Source organism: Herbaspirillum sp. VT-16-41 (genome assembly GCF_001994935.1).
Classification (GTDB): Bacteria; Pseudomonadota; Gammaproteobacteria; order Burkholderiales; family Burkholderiaceae_D; genus Herbaspirillum; species Herbaspirillum frisingense.
The window spans coordinates 17,890-36,764 of record NZ_MUXB01000099.1 but is presented as its reverse complement, the minus strand read 5'-3'; the positions used below and the strand labels follow the sequence as shown (position 1 = coordinate 36,764).

The 18,875-nt window shown below is 62.6% G+C and carries 16 protein-coding genes and 1 tRNA gene; 5 read left to right on the top strand and 12 right to left on the bottom strand.

Going from position 1 to position 18,875, the window contains the following annotated elements; all coding sequences use genetic code 11:
* Window positions 1-53 precede the first annotated feature (53 nt).
* The 5 genes from BTM36_RS08635 to BTM36_RS08615 all read right to left on the bottom strand — a co-directional run bounded on the left by BTM36_RS08635 (window position 54) and on the right by BTM36_RS08615 (window position 4,640).
* A complete protein-coding gene (locus BTM36_RS08635) occupies window positions 54-1,004 on the bottom strand; it encodes a ribose-phosphate pyrophosphokinase (protein WP_006465127.1) in 951 nt (316 codons plus the stop codon).
* Between the two features lie 127 nt (window positions 1,005-1,131).
* Window positions 1,132-1,208, bottom strand: a tRNA-Gln gene (locus tag BTM36_RS08630).
* A 70-nt stretch (window positions 1,209-1,278) separates the two neighbouring features.
* Window positions 1,279-2,148 (bottom strand): 4-(cytidine 5'-diphospho)-2-C-methyl-D-erythritol kinase, encoded by an 870-nt coding sequence (ispE, locus tag BTM36_RS08625; RefSeq protein ID WP_077235946.1) that lies wholly within the window; start codon window positions 2,146-2,148, stop codon window positions 1,279-1,281.
* Window positions 2,149-2,205: 57 nt separating this feature from the next.
* Entirely contained in the window at window positions 2,206-2,838 is a 633-nt protein-coding gene (gene lolB / locus BTM36_RS08620; protein WP_077235945.1) for a lipoprotein insertase outer membrane protein LolB, read from the bottom strand.
* Complete coding sequence (locus tag BTM36_RS08615; RefSeq protein WP_006465124.1) at window positions 2,835-4,640, bottom strand: tetratricopeptide repeat protein; 1,806 nt, start codon at window positions 4,638-4,640, stop codon at window positions 2,835-2,837. The genes lolB and BTM36_RS08615 overlap by 4 nt, the downstream gene beginning before the upstream one ends.
* A 187-nt stretch (window positions 4,641-4,827) precedes the next feature.
* Here BTM36_RS08615 and mutM point away from each other — a divergent pair, with 187 nt between their 5' ends.
* Both mutM and mutY read left to right on the top strand, forming a co-directional pair.
* Entirely contained in the window at window positions 4,828-5,649 is an 822-nt protein-coding gene (mutM, locus tag BTM36_RS08610) for a bifunctional DNA-formamidopyrimidine glycosylase/DNA-(apurinic or apyrimidinic site) lyase (RefSeq protein ID WP_077235944.1), read from the top strand.
* Window positions 5,646-6,779 carry an A/G-specific adenine glycosylase gene (mutY, locus tag BTM36_RS08605; protein WP_077235943.1) on the top strand — a complete coding sequence of 378 codons (1,134 nt, stop codon included), beginning with the start codon at window positions 5,646-5,648 and terminating at the stop codon, window positions 6,777-6,779. Before mutM ends, mutY begins: the two co-directional genes overlap by 4 nt.
* A 22-nt stretch (window positions 6,780-6,801) precedes the next feature.
* Here mutY and rapZ read toward each other — a convergent pair whose 3' ends face one another.
* The 6 genes from rapZ to ilvA all read right to left on the bottom strand — a co-directional run bounded on the left by rapZ (window position 6,802) and on the right by ilvA (window position 12,968).
* A complete protein-coding gene (rapZ, locus tag BTM36_RS08600) occupies window positions 6,802-7,665 on the bottom strand; it encodes an RNase adapter RapZ (RefSeq protein WP_168189763.1) in 864 nt (287 codons plus the stop codon).
* A gap of 122 nt (window positions 7,666-7,787) precedes the next feature.
* A complete protein-coding gene (gene hprK, locus BTM36_RS08595) occupies window positions 7,788-8,726 on the bottom strand; it encodes an HPr(Ser) kinase/phosphatase (protein WP_006465120.1) in 939 nt (312 codons plus the stop codon).
* Between the two features lie 56 nt (window positions 8,727-8,782).
* Window positions 8,783-9,256, bottom strand: coding sequence for a PTS sugar transporter subunit IIA (locus tag BTM36_RS08590; protein ID WP_077235941.1), 474 nt, complete (start codon window positions 9,254-9,256; stop codon window positions 8,783-8,785).
* Between the two features lie 261 nt (window positions 9,257-9,517).
* Window positions 9,518-10,144 (bottom strand): hypothetical protein, encoded by a 627-nt coding sequence (locus BTM36_RS08585; protein ID WP_077235940.1) that lies wholly within the window; start codon window positions 10,142-10,144, stop codon window positions 9,518-9,520.
* 314 nt (window positions 10,145-10,458) lie between these two features.
* Window positions 10,459-11,343: an NADPH-dependent 7-cyano-7-deazaguanine reductase QueF gene (gene queF / locus BTM36_RS08580; RefSeq protein WP_077235939.1), complete on the bottom strand. Its 885-nt coding sequence runs from the start codon at window positions 11,341-11,343 to the stop codon at window positions 10,459-10,461.
* 86 nt (window positions 11,344-11,429) lie between these two features.
* A complete protein-coding gene (gene ilvA, locus BTM36_RS08575; protein WP_256385239.1) occupies window positions 11,430-12,968 on the bottom strand; it encodes a threonine ammonia-lyase, biosynthetic in 1,539 nt (512 codons plus the stop codon).
* Between the two features lie 354 nt (window positions 12,969-13,322).
* Here ilvA and BTM36_RS08565 point away from each other — a divergent pair, with 354 nt between their 5' ends.
* The gene (locus tag BTM36_RS08565) at window positions 13,323-13,814 is read left to right on the top strand and encodes a YqaA family protein (RefSeq protein ID WP_006465114.1); all 492 of its coding nucleotides are present in this window, start codon (window positions 13,323-13,325) and stop codon (window positions 13,812-13,814) included.
* A 96-nt stretch (window positions 13,815-13,910) separates the two neighbouring features.
* Here the strand turns inward: BTM36_RS08565 and BTM36_RS28305 are convergent, their stop codons facing one another.
* Window positions 13,911-14,057: a hypothetical protein gene (locus tag BTM36_RS28305; RefSeq protein ID WP_168189761.1), complete on the bottom strand. Its 147-nt coding sequence runs from the start codon at window positions 14,055-14,057 to the stop codon at window positions 13,911-13,913.
* 336 nt (window positions 14,058-14,393) lie between these two features.
* Between BTM36_RS28305 and BTM36_RS08560 the strand changes: the two genes are divergently transcribed.
* Together BTM36_RS08560 and BTM36_RS08555 are read left to right on the top strand one after the other, a co-directional pair.
* The gene (locus tag BTM36_RS08560) at window positions 14,394-18,395 is read left to right on the top strand and encodes an FAD/FMN-binding oxidoreductase (RefSeq protein ID WP_077235937.1); all 4,002 of its coding nucleotides are present in this window, start codon (window positions 14,394-14,396) and stop codon (window positions 18,393-18,395) included.
* 15 nt (window positions 18,396-18,410) lie between these two features.
* Window positions 18,411-18,857, top strand: a complete 447-nt coding sequence (locus BTM36_RS08555) for an HIT family protein (protein WP_077235936.1) — start codon at window positions 18,411-18,413, stop codon at window positions 18,855-18,857.
* Window positions 18,858-18,875: the final 18 nt, after the last annotated feature.

The following is an 18,875-nucleotide window of genomic DNA, read 5'->3' as shown; positions in this document are numbered from 1 at the left end:
GGAATATGAAAAAACCTCGCCACGGAAAACCGCAGCGAGGCGAATGCAAAATCTTATTCGGCGAACAGCGACATCACCGAGTCACCCTTGGTGATGCGCTTGAAGGTCTCGGCCAGCAGGTCCGCGCAGGTCAGTTGGCGTACCTTGGCGCAGCCACGTGCAGCCGGCGACAGCGGGATGGTATCGGTTACCACCAGTTCGTCCAGGGGCGAATTGGCGATGCGGTCGATGGCCGGACCCGACAGCACCGGGTGGGTACAGTAGGCCACGACCTTCTTGGCGCCACGTTCCTTCAGCACCTCGGCAGCCTTGGTCAGGGTGCCGGCGGTGTCCACCATGTCATCCATGATGACGCAGTTGCGGCCTTCGACTTCACCGATGATGTTCATCACTTCGGAGACGTTGGCCTTGGGACGACGCTTGTCGATGATGGCCAGGTCGCAGTTCAGGCGCTTGGCCAGCGCGCGGGCGCGCACCACGCCGCCGACGTCAGGCGAGACCACCAGCAGGTCGTCGTAGTTCTTGTTGACCAGGTCACCCAGCAGGATGGGCGAGGCGTAGATGTTGTCCACCGGGATGTCGAAGAAGCCCTGGATCTGGTCTGCGTGCAGATCCATGATCAGGACGCGTTCGACGCCGGCTTCCTGCAGCATGTTGGCCACGACCTTGGCCGAGATGGCCACCCGTGCCGAACGCGGGCGGCGATCCTGGCGGGCATAACCGAAGTAGGGGATGGCGGCAGTGATGCGACCGGCCGAAGCGCGCTTCAGAGCGTCGACCATGATCATGATTTCCATCAGGTTGTCATTGGTCGGTGCGCAGGTGGACTGCAGCACGAAGACGTCCTTGCCGCGAACGTTTTCATTGATCTCGACCATGACTTCGCCGTCGGAGAACTTGGAAACATTGGCCTTGCCCAGCGGGATACCGAGTTTCTCAGCGACGCCGCGCGCCAGTTCGGGGTTGGCGTTGCCCGTAAAAACCATCAGGTTCTCAAGTGCCATGTGGGTATCCCTGAATGCAATCGTTAAAAAGTCGAAAAGCCGACAATGCTTGACTTGATCGGTCTCACATTGACGGCTTATTTTTCTGACTGGACCCGGGCCTGTACTGCGGCCTGTCCGAATTAAATGGCAGGGGAACAAGGATTCGAACCTTGGAATGCCGGAATCAAAATCCGGTGCCTTAACCAGCTTGGCGATTCCCCTACGCAACTTGCTGCTCGCCGTGTCGCGCGCTCTATGCCAGGCGCTGCGCTCACGTCAAACCAATTCTTCTTTACGACTGCACTAAATGGGCGAGAGGATGTTCCTGCATCGCTTTGGCTTTCCAGCCGATCCAGCGCGAAGGCAATTGCTTGAGCACTTCGTCTGCCTGATGTTCGTGTTCGAATGCACAAAACACACAGGCGCCAGATCCGGTCATTCTTGCGCTCCCGAACCTGCTCAGCCATTCGACTGCCGCTGCAACTTCGGGGAAATGCGCAGTTGCCACCATTTCCAGATCGTTCTTCCCGAAGCTGGAAGCGATTTGTTTCGTCGCATCAGGAAAGTCCGTTATTCTGACGGGTTCGGTATCCCTTGTCAACAACTTTGAAGAAAATATTAAAGAAGTTGGAACAGATACGCCTGGTTCGATGACCACGAACCAGCAATCCGCGGTGCGCAGTGCCGCCAGCTCTTCACCCACGCCTTCTGCGAATGCATTGCGGCCAAACAGGAAGAAGGGAACGTCGGCGCCCAGTTTCAGGCCCATCTCCATCAGAGAGGCGCGATTGTATCCGCAATTCCACAGATGATTCAAGACCATCAGCGTGGTCGCCGCGTCCGATGAGCCACCGCCGACGCCACCGCCCATGGGCAGAATCTTGTGCACGGTGATGTCGGCGCCCAGGTGGGGCTTGCCGCTGGCCTCGCGCAGCAGGTGCGCCGCGCGGATCACCAGATCGGACTCGGCCGGCACGCCCGCCACCTCATTGGTCCTGACGATGCGGCCGTCGTCGCGCAGGGCGAAGTCCAGCGTATCGCACCGGTCGATCAACTGGAAGGCCGATTGCAGCAGGTGATAGCCATCCGGACGGCGGCCGGTCACGTGCAGGAACAGATTGAGCTTGGCCGGTGCCGGGCAGGCGGTGAGCGTGGTGGTCATGCGTGTTGCGTGGTCGGGTCAGGGCAAGTGAAGACAGGTGGTCTCAGGGCAGCGCGTTCAGGGCTTTTTCCAGCCATCGATGGCGATGCGGATGGCGACCTTGCCGGCCTGGGCGGTGCTGCGGGTCATGTCGATGCGCTTGGGGCGGGCCTGGCCGCTGGCGGCATCGGTCTCCCAGTTGGCGTAGGTGATGCGCCAGCCATCGCGTGTGTCGAAGCTGGCTGCTTCCGTGCCGGCGCGGGCGGTGAAGGGCTTGCCGCTGGCGTCGATGCCGCTGCCTTGCAGCCACTGGCGCATGCCCGACACCGGCAGCGGCCATCCCAGCGATTGCGCGGCCAGTTCATCCACATCGGGCGCCACCTGCGGTGCTCGCCCGGATTGCACCAGGGTGGCGATGCCGGGCTTGACGTTGATGGTGGCGACCGTCTGGCCCAGGGGCGAGAACATTTCCAGGTTCAGTTCCTGCGGGGTCTGCTTCCAGAAGAAGCTGCCGTGCAGAGACTGCGGGCGTTGGTCCTGCTCGTACTGGACCGAGATGCGGCCATCGATCTCGATGCTGGACTGGTAGGCCGGCGCGCTGGCGTTGGGCGCCACGCTGTCCTGCGGTACGGTGGCACAGCCGGCCAGCAGGATGGCAAGACAGAAAGGTGCCGCCTTCAGGAAGCCATGATAGGAACGCAAGCGACTCATAACTTCACATTGAGCCGCGCCAGCGTGCTTTTCAGGACTTCATTGTTGGGTTCCTTCAGCGCAGCCTCACGCCATACCTTGCGCGCCTCATCCTGCTTGCCGTTGGTCCAGAGCACTTCGCCCAGGTGGACACCGATCTCGACATCCGGACGCAGTCCATAGGCGCGACGCATCTGCGTTTCGGCTTGTTCTGCGCGACCCATGCGGAACAGCACCCAGCCCAGACTGTCGGCGATGAAGGCATCTTCCGGGGCCAGGTCGGCGGCCTTCTGGATCAGCTCCAGCGCTTCCGGCAGGCGTACATTGCGATCGGCCAGCGAATAGCCCAGCGCGTTGTAGGCATGCTGGTTGCCGGGGGCCAGTTGCATCACGCGACGCAGGGACTTTTCCATCTCGTCGTACTTGCCCAGCTTTTCCAGGACCATGGAATAGTCGTAGAGCAGGTCGGTATTGTTGGGGAAGCGTTCCAGACCGCCCTTGAGCACGTCGGCGGCTTCCTGGTTGCGGTTGGCGTCGCGCAGCAGGCTTGATTCGGCCAGCAGCAGTTGCAGTTGCTCACCATCATTGGCCGATTCGGATTGGGCCTGTTCCAGCGCCTTGCGGGCGCCTTCGATGTCGGCCTTGCGTGCCAGCAGCTGGGCGCGGCGGACCTGGATGTTGACGTAGCCTTCGCTGCCCGGTTCAGCCTGGTCGAGATAGCGCAGCGCCGAATCCAGATCGCGCCGTTCCTCGGCGATGCGCGAGAGCAGTAGGAGCGCCTGGCTGGGGTCGCGATCATCTTCTGGCTGGGCCGAGAGCACCTGCAGGTAGCGCTGCAGATAGTATTCGGCATCCTTCAACTGGTCGGTCTGGGCTGACAGCACGCCCAGCGCGAAGAGGGTAGTGGCGTCTTCGCCGTCTTCCTTCAACAGCGTCTCGAACTGGCTGCGGGCCTGCTTGTAATCCTTCTGTTCCACCAGGCTGCGGGCGTAGGCCACGCGCACTTCGCGCGCATCGGGATACTTGCGCAGGAAGTCGGTCACCAGCTTGGTGGCGTCCTTGTTGTCGGAAGCCACCTGGGCGGCGGTCAGCACGGCCAGTTCGGAGTCCGGCTTGATCTTCAGGGCCGCGCGCGCCTCGCGCTGGGCCTGGGCGCCGTCGCCGATGCTGAAGGCGCCCTGGGCCAGGGCCAGGTGGGTTTCCATCAGGTCGCCATAGGGCTTGGTGATGTTCTGCAGGATGGTGAAGCTGGCCTGCTTGTCCTTGGCCCGCGAGAGCAGGCGCTGGATCTGCAGGATCATCGGGCCACGCGCCTGGGGCGCGGCATCGGCCAGGCGCTGGGTCAGCAGCGGTTCGATTTCATCGACGCTGTCCGAGAGCATGATCAGGCCCAGGTAGTTCTGCAGGGCTTCATCGGAGTGCGGTGCCAGTTCGGTCCACAGGCGCACTGCCACCAGTGCTTCGCCCGCCTGGCGCGCCGCTACCGCCATCTCGGCAGCACGCTTGGCCAGGCGCGGGTCGCGTGTCTGCTGCGCGGCCGCCAGCATGGTCACGTAGGCCGACTGCCATTGACCACGCTGGAAGGCGATCTCGGCTGTCAGCACTTTGTAAAGGATGTCCTCGCTCAGCTCCAGCGCAGGCAGGGTGTCTTCCTGCGGCTGGACCTTGGCCTTGGGGGCTTTCTTGCGATTGGCGGCCGACTTGGCCGACGCGCTCTTCTGGTCCTGGGCCGCCTGGGCATCCGCCTTGTCGCCGGGCTGTTGCAGGCTTGCGCAGGCAGTCAGCAGCAGGGAACTGGTGAGGAGAGCGATGGTTTTTTTCAAGATTTCATCCTGACGATTCGGAGAGTTTCGATTTTACGCGCAACAAACGTGGCTTTGCTGACAGCGCAGTGTAATCCATCTTTGACAAGCTTCCCTGCGCAGGTTGCACCTGCGGCTTCAGGTCTTGTTTTCGGCATCTGCATTATCATATGCAGCTTCACGCCCGTCCTCCCTTATCCGCCAGCCGATGCCAGAATTACCAGAAGTCGAAGTCACCCGTCGCGGGGTCGCGCCCTATCTCGAAGGCCAGACCGTCAGCGGCGTCGTCCTGCGTCACACCGGCCTGCGCTGGCCGTTCCCGACGGGCTTGCAGGGCCTGCTGGCGGGGCGGGTGATCCGGCGTACCGGACGTCGCGGCAAGTACCTGCTGATCCATTTCGACCATGGCACCCTGATCGTGCACCTGGGCATGTCCGGTCACCTGCGCATCCTGCCGCCGGGCATCGCGCCGCAAAAGCATGATCATTTCGATCTGGAAGTGGGCGGCCAGGTCATGCGCATGACCGATCCGCGCCGCTTCGGCGCGATTCTCTGGCATGACATCGCCGATGGCGCCGTCGAGGAACACCTGCTGCTGCGCAGCCTGGGGCTGGAGCCGCTGGAAGACAAGTTCAGCGCCCGCGAGCTGTTCAAGCAGACCCGTGGCCGCAGCGCGCCGATCAAGCAGGTATTGCTGGCCGGCGACATCGTGGTGGGGGTGGGCAATATCTACGCGTCCGAGAGCCTGTTCAAGGCGCGCATCAATCCCAAGACGCCGGCCTACAAGATCAGCCTGGCGCGCTACGAGCGCCTGGCCGAGGCCATCCGTGAAACGCTGGCCGCGGCCATCGAGCAGGGCGGCAGCACGCTGCGCGACTTCATTGCCGTCAATGGCCAGTCGGGTTATTTCCAGCAGAGTTACTTCGTCTATAACCGCACCGGCGAGGCCTGCCGCATCTGCGCCACGCCGATCCGCCAGATCAAGCAGGGGCAGCGTTCCACTTTTTATTGCGTGAGTTGCCAGAAATGAAGGGTATTGTCGAATCACGGGGCAAGGCTGCTGCCGGTGATGTGTCGGAATATGAAGATTCCTCCTTCTCGGCTCAGGTGATCGCGTGGCAGAAACAGCACGGTCGCCACAAGCTGCCCTGGCAGAACACCCGCGACGCCTATCGCGTCTGGCTCTCGGAAATCATGCTGCAGCAGACCCAGGTGGCGGCCGTGATCCCGTATTACCAGCGCTTCCTGGAGCGCTGCCCGGATGTCTTCTCGCTGGCCGCAGCTCCGTCGGAGGATGTGATGGCGCTCTGGAGCGGGCTGGGCTACTACACTCGTGCGCGCAACCTGCACAAGTGCGCGCAGCGCGTGGTGGCCGAATACGGTGGACGCTTTCCGGAGGATCCCGAACTGCTGGCCGACCTGCCCGGCATCGGCCGTTCCACGGCGGCGGCGATTGCGGCCTTTTCCTATGGCCGCCGCGCCGCCATCCTGGATGGCAACGTCAAGCGCGTCTTTGCGCGGGTGTTCGGGGTCGATGGCTATCCTGGCGCCAAGCCGGTCGAAGACAAGCTCTGGTTGCGTGCCGTGGCGCTCCTGCCGCAACAGGATATCGAATCCTATACCCAGGGCCTGATGGACCTCGGCGCCACCCTGTGCGTGCGCGGCAAGCCCGCCTGCGAGCGCTGCCCGCTGGCCGGGCGCTGCGTGGCCCTGGCCCAGGACCGGGTGGCGGAACTGCCGGTGAGCAAGCCCAGGAAGGCGGTTCCTGAAAAGGAAACCGTGATGTTGGTCATCACCCATGGTGAGGATGTCCTGCTGGAACAGCGGCCCGACAGTGGCATCTGGGGCGGCCTGCTGTCGCTGCCGGAGATCGGCGTGGCCGATGCGGCACGCTTTGATACCGCCGTGCGCGCCCTGGTGGCGCCCTACGGCGAGCTGGAAGGTTGCCGCAAGCTGCAGCCGTTCTCGCATGTCTTTACCCACTTCAAGCTGCACGTGGCGCCCTTCCAGGTGGCGCTGAGCAGTCGCAGCCAGGCCATCGCCGAGCGCGGCCTGCTCTGGTATCCGGCCCACAGGCTGGCCGATGCGCCGTTGCCGGCGCCGGTCAAGAAGCTGTTGCTGGGCGTGCTGGGGACGCGGGACCTGCTCTCGGTGGTGTAGCCGGCGGCGCCGGCCCGGGCGATCAGTTCAACTGGCGGTGCCGGCTCACCACCTGCTCGGTGGCGCGGAAGTGGCTGGCCAGCAATTCGACCAGATAGACCGAGCGGTGCTGACCGCCGGTGCAGCCGATGGCCACGGTGAGGTAGCTGCGGTTGTCATCCTTGAAGGCCGGCAGCCATTTCTCCACGAAGCCACGGATGTCGTTGAACATGTCGGCCACCTCGGGATAGGCCGCCAGGAATTCGATGACCGGTGCATCGCGTCCGGTCAGTGGACGCAATTCGGCATCGTAGTGGGGATTGGGCAGCATGCGCACGTCGAACACCAGATCGGCGTCCAGCGGCAGGCCGTGCTTGAAGCCGAAGGATTCGATCTGCAGCGTCAGCGGCGAGCGTTCCAGGTCCACCAGTTCCTTGATCCAGCGACGCAGCTTGTTGGAGCTCAGCTGCGAGGTATCCATGACCAGGCCGATGTCCTGCATGTCGCCCAGCATTTCCTTTTCCAGCGCAATGCATTCGGTGAGCGTGAGGCGGTCGGCCGGATTGCGGCCGGGCAGCAGCCGGTGCGACAGCGGATGGCTGCGGCGGGTTTCGGAGAAGCGGGTGATGAGCGTATCGTCAGAGGCGGTCAGGAAGAAGACCTTGACGTCATGTCCATCGGCGCGCAGGGTCTCGATGTCGGTGCGCAGGGTGGCCAGGGAATCGGCGCTGCGCGCATCGGTGGCCACGGCCAGCATGCTGGCGCCTTCCTTGATGCGGGTTTGCACCAGGTCGCACAGCAACGAGGGTGGAAGATTGTCGACGCAGAAATAGCCGGCGTCTTCCAGCACATGGAGTGCCACCGATTTGCCGGAGCCGGAGATGCCGGTGATCAGAACGATTCTCATGGCGGCAATCATAACGCATGGGGCGTCGATTCGTGGGAGGGGATGGCGTTTCCCGAGCGGCGGGAAAGGCTTGCTGGCGGGCTGGTGCTGGTGCTGGTGCTGGTGCGTCGTCGTCGCGCTGCCTATTCGCCGTTCATTGCCCGGCGCTGGCGTTCGATGAATTCCTTGAGGGTATCGATGCCGCGCAACTGCAGGATGGTATTGCGCACGGCGGCTTCCAGCAGCACCGCGATGTTGCGGCCGGCCGCCACGGGAATGACCACCTTGCGGATCGGCAGGCCCAGCACTTCTTCATACTGCGCATCCAGCGGCAGGCGTTCGTAGTTTTCTTCCAGCGTGCTGCGGCGGACCAGGTGCACGATGAGCTTCAGGCGCATCTTGCGACGCACGGCGGTCTCGCCGAAGATCGCCTTGATGTCCAGCAGCCCCAGTCCGCGCACTTCGAGCAGGTTCTGCAGCAACGGCGGGCAGCGCCCTTCGATCATGTTGGGCGCGATGCGGGCAAACTCCACGGCATCGTCGGCCACCAGGCCATGGCTGCGCGAAATCAGTTCCAGCCCCAGCTCGCTCTTGCCCAGGCCGGATTCGCCGGTGATCAGCACACCCACGCCCAGCACGTCCATGAATACGCCGTGCATGGTGATCTGCTGTGCCAGTTTCTTGGACAGGTACACCCGCAGGTAGTCGATCACCTGCGCCGCCGGCAGCGGGGTGGAGAACAGCGGGATATTCTTTTCGTCGCATACCGCCAGCAGATCGGGCGGCGTCGAGAGACCCTGCGCGATGATGAAAGCCGGCGGTTCGCCGGCCACCAGCTCGGCGGTCTGGTAGGCGCGCGAGGTGTTGGAGAGGCGATTGTAGTATTCGATTTCCTGATGGCCGAAGACCTGCAGGCGGCCCGGGTGGATCAGGTTCAGGTGGCCCACCTGGTCGGAGGCCGAAACGGCGTCGCCGGAAATGAGGCGTTCGCCGCCGGGGAAGCCGGCAAACCAGCCCAATTGCAGGGATTCACGGTTTTCTTCGTAAAGCTGCTGTATCGACAACGCGGAATAAGTGGGCATGTAGATCCGGTCTGGTCTGCTGGCGGGTGGGCGGCGAGCGGGAGCGGCCGGGTTGATCAGCCGGCCTTCTCCATCGAGGTCTGCCAGGTCACGATGCGTGCATGCACCACGGCAGGGTCGGTCTCGACGGCGAGCTCGTTGCGGAACGCGTCGTCGGAAAACATCTCGGCGATTTCCGAGAGGATTTCAAGGTGCTGTTGCGTCACGTTGTCAGGTATGAGCAGGAAGATCAGCAGCTTGACCGGCTGGCCGTCGGGCGATTCGAAGGGGATCGGTGCGGCCAGCCGCATGAACAGCGCCAGCGGCGCCTTCAGGCCCTTGATACGCCCGTGCGGCACGGCCACGCCGTGACCCAGTCCGGTGGAACCGAGACGCTCACGGGCAAACAGGTTTTCGGAAACGGTGGAGCGGGCGATGCCGCTGTTGTTTTCGAAAGTCAGGCCGGCTTGTTCGAAGGCTCTTTTTTTGCTGGAGACTTCCAGATCCAGAACCACATTTTCTGGAGACAGGATTTTTGCGAGATTAGTCATGACGCTCAAGGAATTGCCACGGGCTGAAGCTTTGAGCAGGATTATAGGCCTCTTTGGACCCGGAGGAACGCTTTGAAAGCGCCGAACAGCAGGTGATTTCGGGCGGATAGAGCGGATTTGCCCCAAGGTACGACTTTTGTAGAGATAGGTGGAAATATTTTTGCCGACCCCAGTGCCGATGAGGGTTGGTGATTTATCCATCACCGCCCCGCTCATCGGTCATCGCATCACCGGCAATGACATCTCGAATGACATCTCGAATTACATCTCGATACGGCCGAAGATCAGCAGCACGTCGCCGTTGTTCTTGTTGGAGGACAGGCGCGGCACGTAGGCAAACATGATCTTGCCCTTCTGGGTGCCGATGGAGGCCAGCGGCAACGGTACCGGGAAGGGAACGCTGTGGAAGTAATCCTGCCGGCTCATGAGCATGGCGGTGCCGCCCAGGCCCACTTCCAGGCCGGTCTTGGCAATCGGAAACACCCATTCATAGGCATACCCCGCCATGTATTGCGGATGGCGGTGCGAGTCCTTGATCACGAATCCATACAGGGACTCATCATTGCCGCTTTCGTTGCGCAGGGTCTTGCCGTAGCCCAGGCCCCAGGCGTGTTCATTGAGCTCATCCAGCTTCTGCGGGGTATAGGTGCTGCGGCCGTGGTGGGCCACGCCGGACAGGTAGATGGCGCTGTCGCCCTGATCCCAGATGTGGGCGGCGTGATCCTTGGTCTGTTGCCACAGGCTGTACTGGTTGTCTTCGGCGTGGGCCGCCGGTGCCAGCGCGAGGGTGGCAGCCGCGACAAAGGCGGCGCGACACAGCGTGCGACGGGCAGGCGCAGCGCGAAGTTCAGAAGCGGTCGCAGGCCGCAGTGGGGTGGTGGTTGTCATCGTTATTGTGGACGTAAAGCAGAAGTCCCATGACTCCGGGGCGCGGAGCTGGAACGTGGTAGCACGGGGTTGAAGAAAGATCGGGTGTGCGAAGGCGCTGCCTGATTGGCAAGCTCATGCACATAAGAGTGGACAGACATGAAGGAAAAAATATCCCTTCATCTGCATTGTTGTAAAACGGAAAATGTTACCAAATCTTGGTCATGCCGCCTGTCCCTTAAAGGAGGCAAGTGCCTGCATGGCAAGATCCGGTAACAATTTACTGACGTTGTTTTTACAACTGGCACCCGACGGGCGGGTCCAGTAGCGCCGCCTTATTGACGGGCGTTACGCAATTGCGAGGGCGGTTTGGCGCTGGAGAAGTTGCTGCGCCAGGGATTGATGTCCAGGCCGCCGCGTCGCGTGTAGCGTGCATAGACGGCCAGCTTCTGCGGTTTGCAGTAGCGCAGGATGTCGCTGAAGATGCGTTCCACGCATTGCTCGTGGAATTCGTTGTGCTCGCGGAATCCGATGATGTATTTCAGCAGCCGTTCCTGGTCGATCGGCGCGCCCACATAGTGGATCTGTACGCTGCCCCAGTCCGGCTGGCTGGTCACCGGGCAATTGGACTTGAGCAGGTGCGAGACCAGGGTTTCCTCGACCAGGGCTTCCTCGTGGTTGGCGCGCAGTTGGCTGCCGTCGGGATGGGCGCCGCCGCTGGCGGGTTCGATTTCCACATCCAGGCGATCCAGCGACAGGCCGGCCAGTTCGCCGAACTGCAACTGGCCGAACTGCGACGATTCGGTCAGCATCACCTGCACCCCCGCGCCCGCGGCAGCAGAGAGGTCGGTGCGCAGCTTTTCCACCAGTTGGTCGGCACTTTCCAGGCGCTCCTGGTTGAACGAATTCAGGTACAGCTTGAAGGACTTCGATTCGATGATGTTGGGCGAATCGGCCGGCACCATGAAGGTGGCGATGGCGATCTGCGGCTTGCCGCGCAGGTTCAGCCAGGAGATTTCGTAGGCGGTCCAGATATCGACGCCGAAGAAGGGCAGGGTGCCGCTGATCTGCAATTCGGCGCGCTTGGGCGCGCGCGGGATGGGGAACAGCAGGGTTGGATCGTAATGGGTGGGGTATTCCGAGCTCTTGCCCAGGGGCGAGCTTTCCGGCGAATGGCCGGTGGTGGCGACGGTCGAGGCGGGCGGGGTGGTGTGGTTCATGGTGAGGCTCCTGCGATGCCAGCCTGGGCTGGCGATGACGTTCGGTATTGCCGTGGCCGCGCCCGGGTGGGACGCGGCCAGCGGTGCTAGCCGAGGAACAGCTTGTACAGCGGGTTCCTGGTTTCGTCCCAGTGACGATAGCCCAGTTGCGCCAGGAAGGCGCGGAACTCCTTCATCTCCTTCTTGGGTACCTGCAAGCCGATCAGGATGCGGCCGACATCGCCACCCTGGTTGCGGTAGTGGAACAGGCTGATGTTCCAGCCCGGGTTCATGCTGGAGAGGAATTTCATCAGCGCGCCCGGGCGCTCCGGGAATTCGAAGCGATACAGCAGTTCGTCACCGGCAAGTTCACTTTTGCCGCCCACCAGGTGACGAATGTGGACCTTGGCCAGTTCATCATGGGTCAGGTCCAGCACGCCGAAGCCGGCCTTCTCGAAGTTGCGGGCGATCTTGCCGGCCTCGTCGGCGGCCGAGACCTGGATGCCGACGAAGACGTGCGCCGCCTTGTCATCGCTGATGCGGTAGTTGAACTCGGTCACGTTGCGCGGGCCGACGGTCTCGCAGAAGCGGCGGAAGCTGCCGCGCTCTTCCGGGATGGTGACGGCAAAGACGGCTTCGCGGGCCTCGCCGGCATCGGCCATCTCGGCCACGAAGCGCAGGCGGTCGAAGTTCATGTTGGCGCCGCAGGCGATGGTGATGAGCGACTCGCCCTTGATCGGCTTCTTGCTGGCGCGCGCGCGCTCTACGTAGGCCTTGGCGCCGGCCACGGCCAGTGCACCGGCCGGCTCCACGATGCTGCGGGTGTCCTGGAAGATGTCCTTGATGGCGGTACAGACAGCATCGGTATCGACGATGATGATCTCGTCCACCAGTTCCTTGGCGATGCGGAAGGTTTCTTCACCGACCAGCTTGACGGCCGTACCGTCCGAGAACAGGCCCACGTCCGGCAGGGCCACGCGGCGACCGGCCTTGAGGCTGCGGGCCATGGCGTCGGAGTCGGTGGTCTGCACGCCGATGATCTTGATGTCCGGGCGCACTGCCTTGACGTAGGAGGCCACACCGGCGATCAGGCCGCCACCGCCGATGGCCACGAAGATGGCGTGGATCGGGTCCGGGTGCTGGCGCAGGATTTCCATACCCACCGTCCCCTGCCCGGCGATCACATACGGATCGTCGAAGGGATGCACGAAGGTCAGTTTCTGCTTCTTTTCCAGCGTCAGCGCGTGTTCATAGGCGTCCGTGAAGGAGTCGCCGAAGAGCACCACTTCGCCGCCGCGCGCCTTGACGGCGTCGATCTTGACCTGCGGGGTGGTGGTGGGCATCACGATCACGGCGCGGCAGCCCAGTCGGGCGGCCGACAGTGCCACGCCCTGGGCGTGGTTGCCGGCGGAGGCGCAGATGACGCCGCGCTTGAGTTGCGCCGGGGTCAGGTGGGCCATCTTGTTGTAGGCGCCGCGCAGCTTGAAGCTGAACACGCTCTGCATGTCTTCGCGCTTGAAGTAAATTCGATTATCAATCCTTTGCGACAGCGTGTTCGCCAGTTCCAGCGGGGTTTCTTGGGCGACGTCATAGACGCGGGCAGTCAGGATTTTTTTCAGATAATCGTTACTCATGTCGGTCTTCAGTGAAGTGAGGTCAGGCGAGCAGCAGCGGGTTCAGGCGCGGTCATATCGCAATCAGGCAAAGGGAAAAAGCGGCTCGGTAAGCCGGTCGGGATTCCTCCTGGGCGCGGAGAGCGGTAGCCGCTCCGGTCCAGGGGAACTGGACATTATAAAGGAGCCCACCGGCGCAGGGCAGGGCACCGGCAAGCCGGGGGACAAGTTCCGGATGGGGGTGAATCTTTGTTCAGTTCTTGAATTCAGCCCCGATGGCACCAGCTAGAATGCACGCTGCGCCATTCGACCGGGCTTGATGGATGGCAAGTTTCGCAACATATTCCCCCCTGGCCGCGGCCAGCCTTCAATCTACCCTCCGCCTGCATGATCGAATCCGCCGTCCTCTGGCTGCTCAATATCCTCGCTATCCCCACGGTCGGCCTGACGTCGGTCTTCCTGATCAGCTTCATCTCCGCCACCCTGCTGCCTCTGGGCTCGGAACCGGCGGTGTTCGCCGTCATCAAGGCCAGTCCGGAGATGTTCTGGCCGGTGATCCTGGTGGCCACGCTGGGCAATACCCTGGGCGGCATCGTCGACTACTGGATGGGCTATGGCGCCAAGCAGGCTTTTGCCAAGGAGCGTTCCTCGCGCTGGTTCCACTGGCTGGAGAGGTTTGGCGCCAAGACCATGCTGCTGGCCTGGCTGCCTGGTATCGGCGACCCCATCTGTACCCTGGCCGGCTGGCTGCGCCTGCCGTTCTGGCCCTCGGTGGTGTACATGGCCATCGGCAAGTTCATCCGCTATGTACTGATGACCTGGCTGCTGTTGAATGTGCCGGACGGCTTCTGGCACAAGCTGGGGAGCTGGCTGGCGTGATCCGGGCCCTGGATCGATAGGCCAGCGCTCACGCAAATGAAAACGGCACCCGAAGGTGCCGTCTGGCTGGCCGGAGCAAGCGCTCACGCGGTCAACTCAGGCGCTCAATGCAGGCAGCAGGCCTTCCACCACGCGGATGGCCAGGAAGGTGGCCGTCACGCCCAGTACCGCCAGGTGGCGTGTCTTGAGCTTCAGGTAAATGCCGGTGTCACTGAAGGTTGTCGCGGTGTTCATTGTGTTCATGATCGCTTCCTCACGCCTTGCATTGGGCATAGTCGGCCAGGGTAATGGCCAGGTTTTCCAGGAATTCCGTCATCAGTGCTTGAAACATGGGAGCCTCCTCGCTGGTATTGGTTCAGGAATGTTCACCTGAGGTCTGAACGAAGTATAGATTTATTCAATTGATTTACTGAAATTGATTGTATTTATAAATTCAATTGAGCCTGGCTATTGCCTTTTCCACCGCCAGGCCGCCCCTGCAAACGTCGTCCGGTCGCTCCCCAAAACCGGCCCATCCCGTCGCGAGTTTTGCCAATAGGCTAAAATGCTCCTCCGGCAGCAGATTGACCTCATACATAGATGAACGCCCCCGCACAGATCCAGGCCTTGCTTACAGACGCGCCGCACGGCGCCACGCCTCCGCGCTTGCGCGAAATCCCCTACAACTACACCTCCTTCTCAGATCGCGAGATCGTGATCCGGTTGTTGGGCGAAGCGTCCTGGTCCCTGCTGGACGAGCTGCGCGGCAAGCGCCAGACCGGTCGCTCGGCGCGCATGCTGTATGAAGTCCTGGGTGATATCTGGGTGGTCCGCCGCAATCCCTACCTGCAGGACGACCTGCTGGACAATCCCAAGCGTCGCGCCGCGCTGATCGAGGCACTCAACCATCGCCTGAACGAAGTGGACAAGCGCCGCCTGGCCACCGATCTGGCCGAAGCCGGCGACGCCGAGGCCCAGCGCCGCAGCGCCAGCGTGGAAGCCTTGCTGAAGGCGGCCAAGAAGGCCATCGCCGATTTCGCCGAGGAATTCCGCCAGACCTATGATTTGCGCAAGCGCGCCAACAAGGTGCTGGGCCGCTATACGGCCAAGGACAACATCAAGTTCGACGGCCTCTCGCGCGTATCCCACGTCACCGACGCCACCGACTGGCGCGTCGAGTACCCCTTCGTGGTGCTGACCCCGGACACCGAAGACGAGATGGCCGGCCTGGTCAAGGCCTGTATCGAACTGGGCCTGACCATCATCCCGCGTGGCGGCGGCACCGGCTATACCGGCGGCGCCATTCCGCTGACGCCGCTGTCGGCCGTCATCAATACCGAAAAGCTGGAACAGCTGGGCGCGGTCGAGATGGAAATCCTGCCCGGCCTGGACAAGCCCTACGCCACCATCTACTCGGGTGCCGGCGTGGTCACCAAGCGCGTCTCGGATGCGGCCGAAAAAGCCGGTTTCGTCTTCGCCGTCGACCCGACCTCGGCCGAAGCTTCCTGCATCGGCGGCAATGTCGCCATGAATGCCGGCGGCAAGAAGGCCGTGCTGTGGGGTACCGCCCTTGATAACCTGGCCAGCTGGCGCATGGTCGATCCGCAAGGTGACTGGCTGGAAGTGACCCGTCTGGACCACAACCTGGGCAAGATCCACGACGTCGAAGTGGCGCGCTTCAAGCTGGAATGGTCGCACCCCGGCGAAAAGGGCCAGAAGACCGAAGTCTTCAAGACCGAGATCCTGGAAATCTCCGGCAAGAAATTCCGCAAGGAAGGCCTGGGCAAGGACGTCACCGACAAGTTCCTCTCGGGCCTGCCCGGCGTGCAGAAGGAAGGTTGCGACGGCCTGATCACCTCGGCCCGCTGGATCCTGCACAAGATGCCCAAGCAGACCCGCACGGTCTGCCTGGAGTTCTTCGGCCAGGCGCGCGATGCGATTCCCTCGATCGTCGAGATCAAGGATTACCTCGACGCCGAGACCAAGAAGGGCGGCGCCATCCTGGCCGGCCTGGAACACCTGGACGAGCGCTACCTGCGCGCGGTTGGCTATGCCACCAAGTCCAAGCGCGGCGTGCTGCCCAAGATGGTGCTGATCGGCGACATCGTCGGTGACGACGAAAACGCCGTGGCCGCTGCCGCTTCGGAAGTGATCCGCATGGCCAACAACCGCGTGGGTGAGGGCTTTGTCGCCGTCAGCCCGGAAGCGCGCAAGAAATTCTGGCTGGACCGTTCGCGCACCGCCGCCATCGCCAAGCACACCAACGCCTTCAAGATCAACGAAGACGTGGTGATCCCGCTGAACCGCATGGGTGAGTACACCGACGGCATCGAGCGCATCAACATCGAACTGTCGATCAAGAACAAGCTGCAACTGCTGGCCGAACTGGACAGCTTCTTCGTCAAGGGCAACCTGCCGCTGGGCAAGAGCGATGACGCCGAGGGTGATGACATCCCCGCCGCCGAAATGCTGGAAGACCGCGTCCACCAGGCTGAAACCCTGCTGGAGCAGACCCACGCACGCTGGTCCTATCTGCTGGCCAACCTGGACAAGCCGCTGACCGAGGCCAAGGCCGAACTGGCCGCACTGGGCCTGGAGAAGATGCTGCCGGTCTTTGAGCAACGCCTGCTCGACCAGCCCGGCGCCGCCGTCTTCCACGTCGTGCAGGACCGCACCGTGCGCATCTCCTGGAAGCAGGAAGTGCGCGCGCAGCTGCGCCAGATCTTCTCGGGCGCAGCCTTCAAGCTGATCCTGGAAGAATGCCAGGCCATCCACAAGCGCGTGCTGCGTGGCCGCGTCTTTGTGGCGCTGCACATGCACGCAGGCGATGGCAACGTGCACACCAACATCCCGGTCAATTCCGACCACTACGAAATGCTGCAGGATGCCCACGTCGCCGTGGCCCGCATCATGAAGCTGGCGCGTTCGCTGGATGGCGTCATCTCGGGTGAGCACGGCATCGGCATCACCAAGCTGGAATTCCTGACCGAGGACGAGATCGGCGAATTCCGTGACTACAAGAAGCGCGTGGATCCGGAAGGTCGCTTCAACAAGGGCAAGCTGCTGGACCTGCCCGGCATGGAAGCCGACCTGCGCAATGCCTATACGCCGTCCTTCGGCCTGATGGGGCATGAATCGCTGATCATGCAGCAGAGCGACATCGGCGCCATTGCCAGCAGCGTCAAGGACTGCCTGCGCTGCGGCAAGTGCAAGCCGGTCTGCTCGACCCACGTACCGCGCGCCAACCTGCTGTACTCGCCGCGCAACAAGATCCTGGCGACCTCGCTGCTGGTGGAAGCCTTCCTCTATGAAGAGCAGACCCGTCGCGGTGTCTCCATCAAGCATTGGGAAGAGTTCGAGGATGTGGCCGACCACTGCACGGTCTGCCACAAGTGCGTCACGCCTTGCCCGGTCGATATCGACTTCGGCGACGTTTCGATGAACATGCGCAACCTGCTGCGCAAGATGGGCAAGAAGTCCTTCAATGCCGGCACCAATGCGGCCATGTTCTTCCTGAACGCCACCGACCCGGCCACCATCAACGCAACCCGCAAGGTGATGACGCAGTGGGGCTTCAAGGCGCAGCGCCTGGGCAATGACCTGTTGAAGAAGCTGGCCAAGAAGCAGACCCAGAAACCTGCAGCCACGGTCGGCAAGGCGCCGATCAAGGAACAGGTGATCCACTTCATCAACAAGAAGATGCCGGGCAACCTGCCCAAGAAGACCGCGCGTGCCTTGCTGGATATCGAGGACGACAAGATCGTCCCCATCATCCGCAATCCCAAGACCACCACGGCCGATACCGAGGCGGTGTTCTACTTCCCCGGCTGCGGCTCGGAGCGCCTGTTCTCGCAGGTCGGCCTGGCTACCCAGGCGATGCTGTGGAACGTGGGCGTGCAGACGGTGCTGCCGCCGGGCTACCTGTGCTGCGGCTATCCGCAACGCGGTACCGGCGACTTCGCCAAGGGCGAGAAGATCATCACCGACAACCGCGTGCTGTTCCATCGCATGGCCAACACGCTGAACTACCTCGACATCAAGACCGTTGTGGTCTCCTGCGGTACCTGCTACGACCAGTTGCAGGGCTATGAATTCGAGAAGATCTTCCCCGGCTGCCGCATCATCGACATCCACGAATACCTGCTGGAAAAGGGCGTCAAGCTGGAAGGCGTGACCGGTACACGCTACATGTACCACGATCCCTGCCACACCCCGATGAAGCTGCAGGACCCGCTGAAGACGGTCAACTCGCTCATCACCACGGTGGATGCGCAGAAGATCGAGAAGAACGACCGCTGCTGCGGCGAGTCGGGTACCTTCGGCGTGTCGCGTCCGGATGTCTCGACCCAGGTCCGCTTCCGCAAGGAAGAGGAAATGAAGAAGGGCAGCGACAAGGTGCGCGCCGATGGTTTCACCGGCGACGTCAAGATCCTGACCTCCTGCCCGTCCTGCTTCCAGGGCCTGTCGCGCTACAACGAGGATGCCGGCACCACTGCCGACTACATCGTGGTCGAGATGGCGCGTCACCTGCTGGGCGAGAACTGGATGCCCGAATACGTCGAGCGCGCCAACAATGGCGGCATCGAACGCATCCTGGTGTAAGCACGGGAGCCCATGATGAGCCAGACCCCTGCATGCGAACTGTGCGCCGGTGACGGCGGCGAAGTGCTGTGGCGCCATCCGGAGTTCCGGGTGGTGCTGGTCGATGAGCCGGATTACCCCGGCTTTTGCCGCGTGATCTGCAACACCCACGTCAAGGAAATGACCGACCTGGCACCGGCCCAGCGCACGCGCATGGCCAACGCCGTCTGGGCGGTGGAAGCGGCGCAGCGCGAAGTCATGCAACCCGAGAAGGTCAACCTGGCCACGCTGGGCAACATGACCCCGCACGTGCACTGGCATGTGATTCCGCGCTTCCTCGATGATCGTCATTTCCCCAGTCCGGTATGGGCCGAGCCACGCCGGCCGGCCGATGTCGCCAGCCTTGCCGCGCGTCGCGCCTTGCTGCCGCAACTGCGTGAAGCCGTGCGCCGGCAGTTGGATGCGGCGGGTTTGACGGCCTGATTGCGCTGGCTTTGTCGC

What these genes read in the sequence shown, in the direction of transcription:
- mutY (WP_077235943.1), top strand. Translation starts at nt 5,646, where the DNA reads ATGAAGGGTATTGTCGAATCACGGGGCAAGGCTGCTGCCGGTGATGTG.
- rapZ (WP_168189763.1), bottom strand. Translation starts at nt 7,665, where the DNA reads ATGAGAATCGTTCTGATCACCGGCATCTCCGGCTCCGGCAAATCGGTG.
- BTM36_RS08585 (WP_077235940.1), bottom strand. Translation starts at nt 10,144, where the DNA reads ATGACAACCACCACCCCACTGCGGCCTGCGACCGCTTCTGAACTTCGC.
- lolB (WP_077235945.1), bottom strand. Translation starts at nt 2,838, where the DNA reads ATGAGTCGCTTGCGTTCCTATCATGGCTTCCTGAAGGCGGCACCTTTC.
- BTM36_RS08590 (WP_077235941.1), bottom strand. Translation starts at nt 9,256, where the DNA reads ATGACTAATCTCGCAAAAATCCTGTCTCCAGAAAATGTGGTTCTGGAT.
- BTM36_RS08565 (WP_006465114.1), top strand. Translation starts at nt 13,323, where the DNA reads ATGATCGAATCCGCCGTCCTCTGGCTGCTCAATATCCTCGCTATCCCC.
- BTM36_RS08560 (WP_077235937.1), top strand. Translation starts at nt 14,394, where the DNA reads ATGAACGCCCCCGCACAGATCCAGGCCTTGCTTACAGACGCGCCGCAC.
- BTM36_RS08635 (WP_006465127.1), bottom strand. Translation starts at nt 1,004, where the DNA reads ATGGCACTTGAGAACCTGATGGTTTTTACGGGCAACGCCAACCCCGAA.
- mutM (WP_077235944.1), top strand. Translation starts at nt 4,828, where the DNA reads ATGCCAGAATTACCAGAAGTCGAAGTCACCCGTCGCGGGGTCGCGCCC.
- hprK (WP_006465120.1), bottom strand. Translation starts at nt 8,726, where the DNA reads ATGCCCACTTATTCCGCGTTGTCGATACAGCAGCTTTACGAAGAAAAC.
- queF (WP_077235939.1), bottom strand. Translation starts at nt 11,343, where the DNA reads ATGAACCACACCACCCCGCCCGCCTCGACCGTCGCCACCACCGGCCAT.
- BTM36_RS28305 (WP_168189761.1), bottom strand. Translation starts at nt 14,057, where the DNA reads ATGAACACAATGAACACCGCGACAACCTTCAGTGACACCGGCATTTAC.
- BTM36_RS08555 (WP_077235936.1), top strand. Translation starts at nt 18,411, where the DNA reads ATGAGCCAGACCCCTGCATGCGAACTGTGCGCCGGTGACGGCGGCGAA.
- ispE (WP_077235946.1), bottom strand. Translation starts at nt 2,148, where the DNA reads ATGACCACCACGCTCACCGCCTGCCCGGCACCGGCCAAGCTCAATCTG.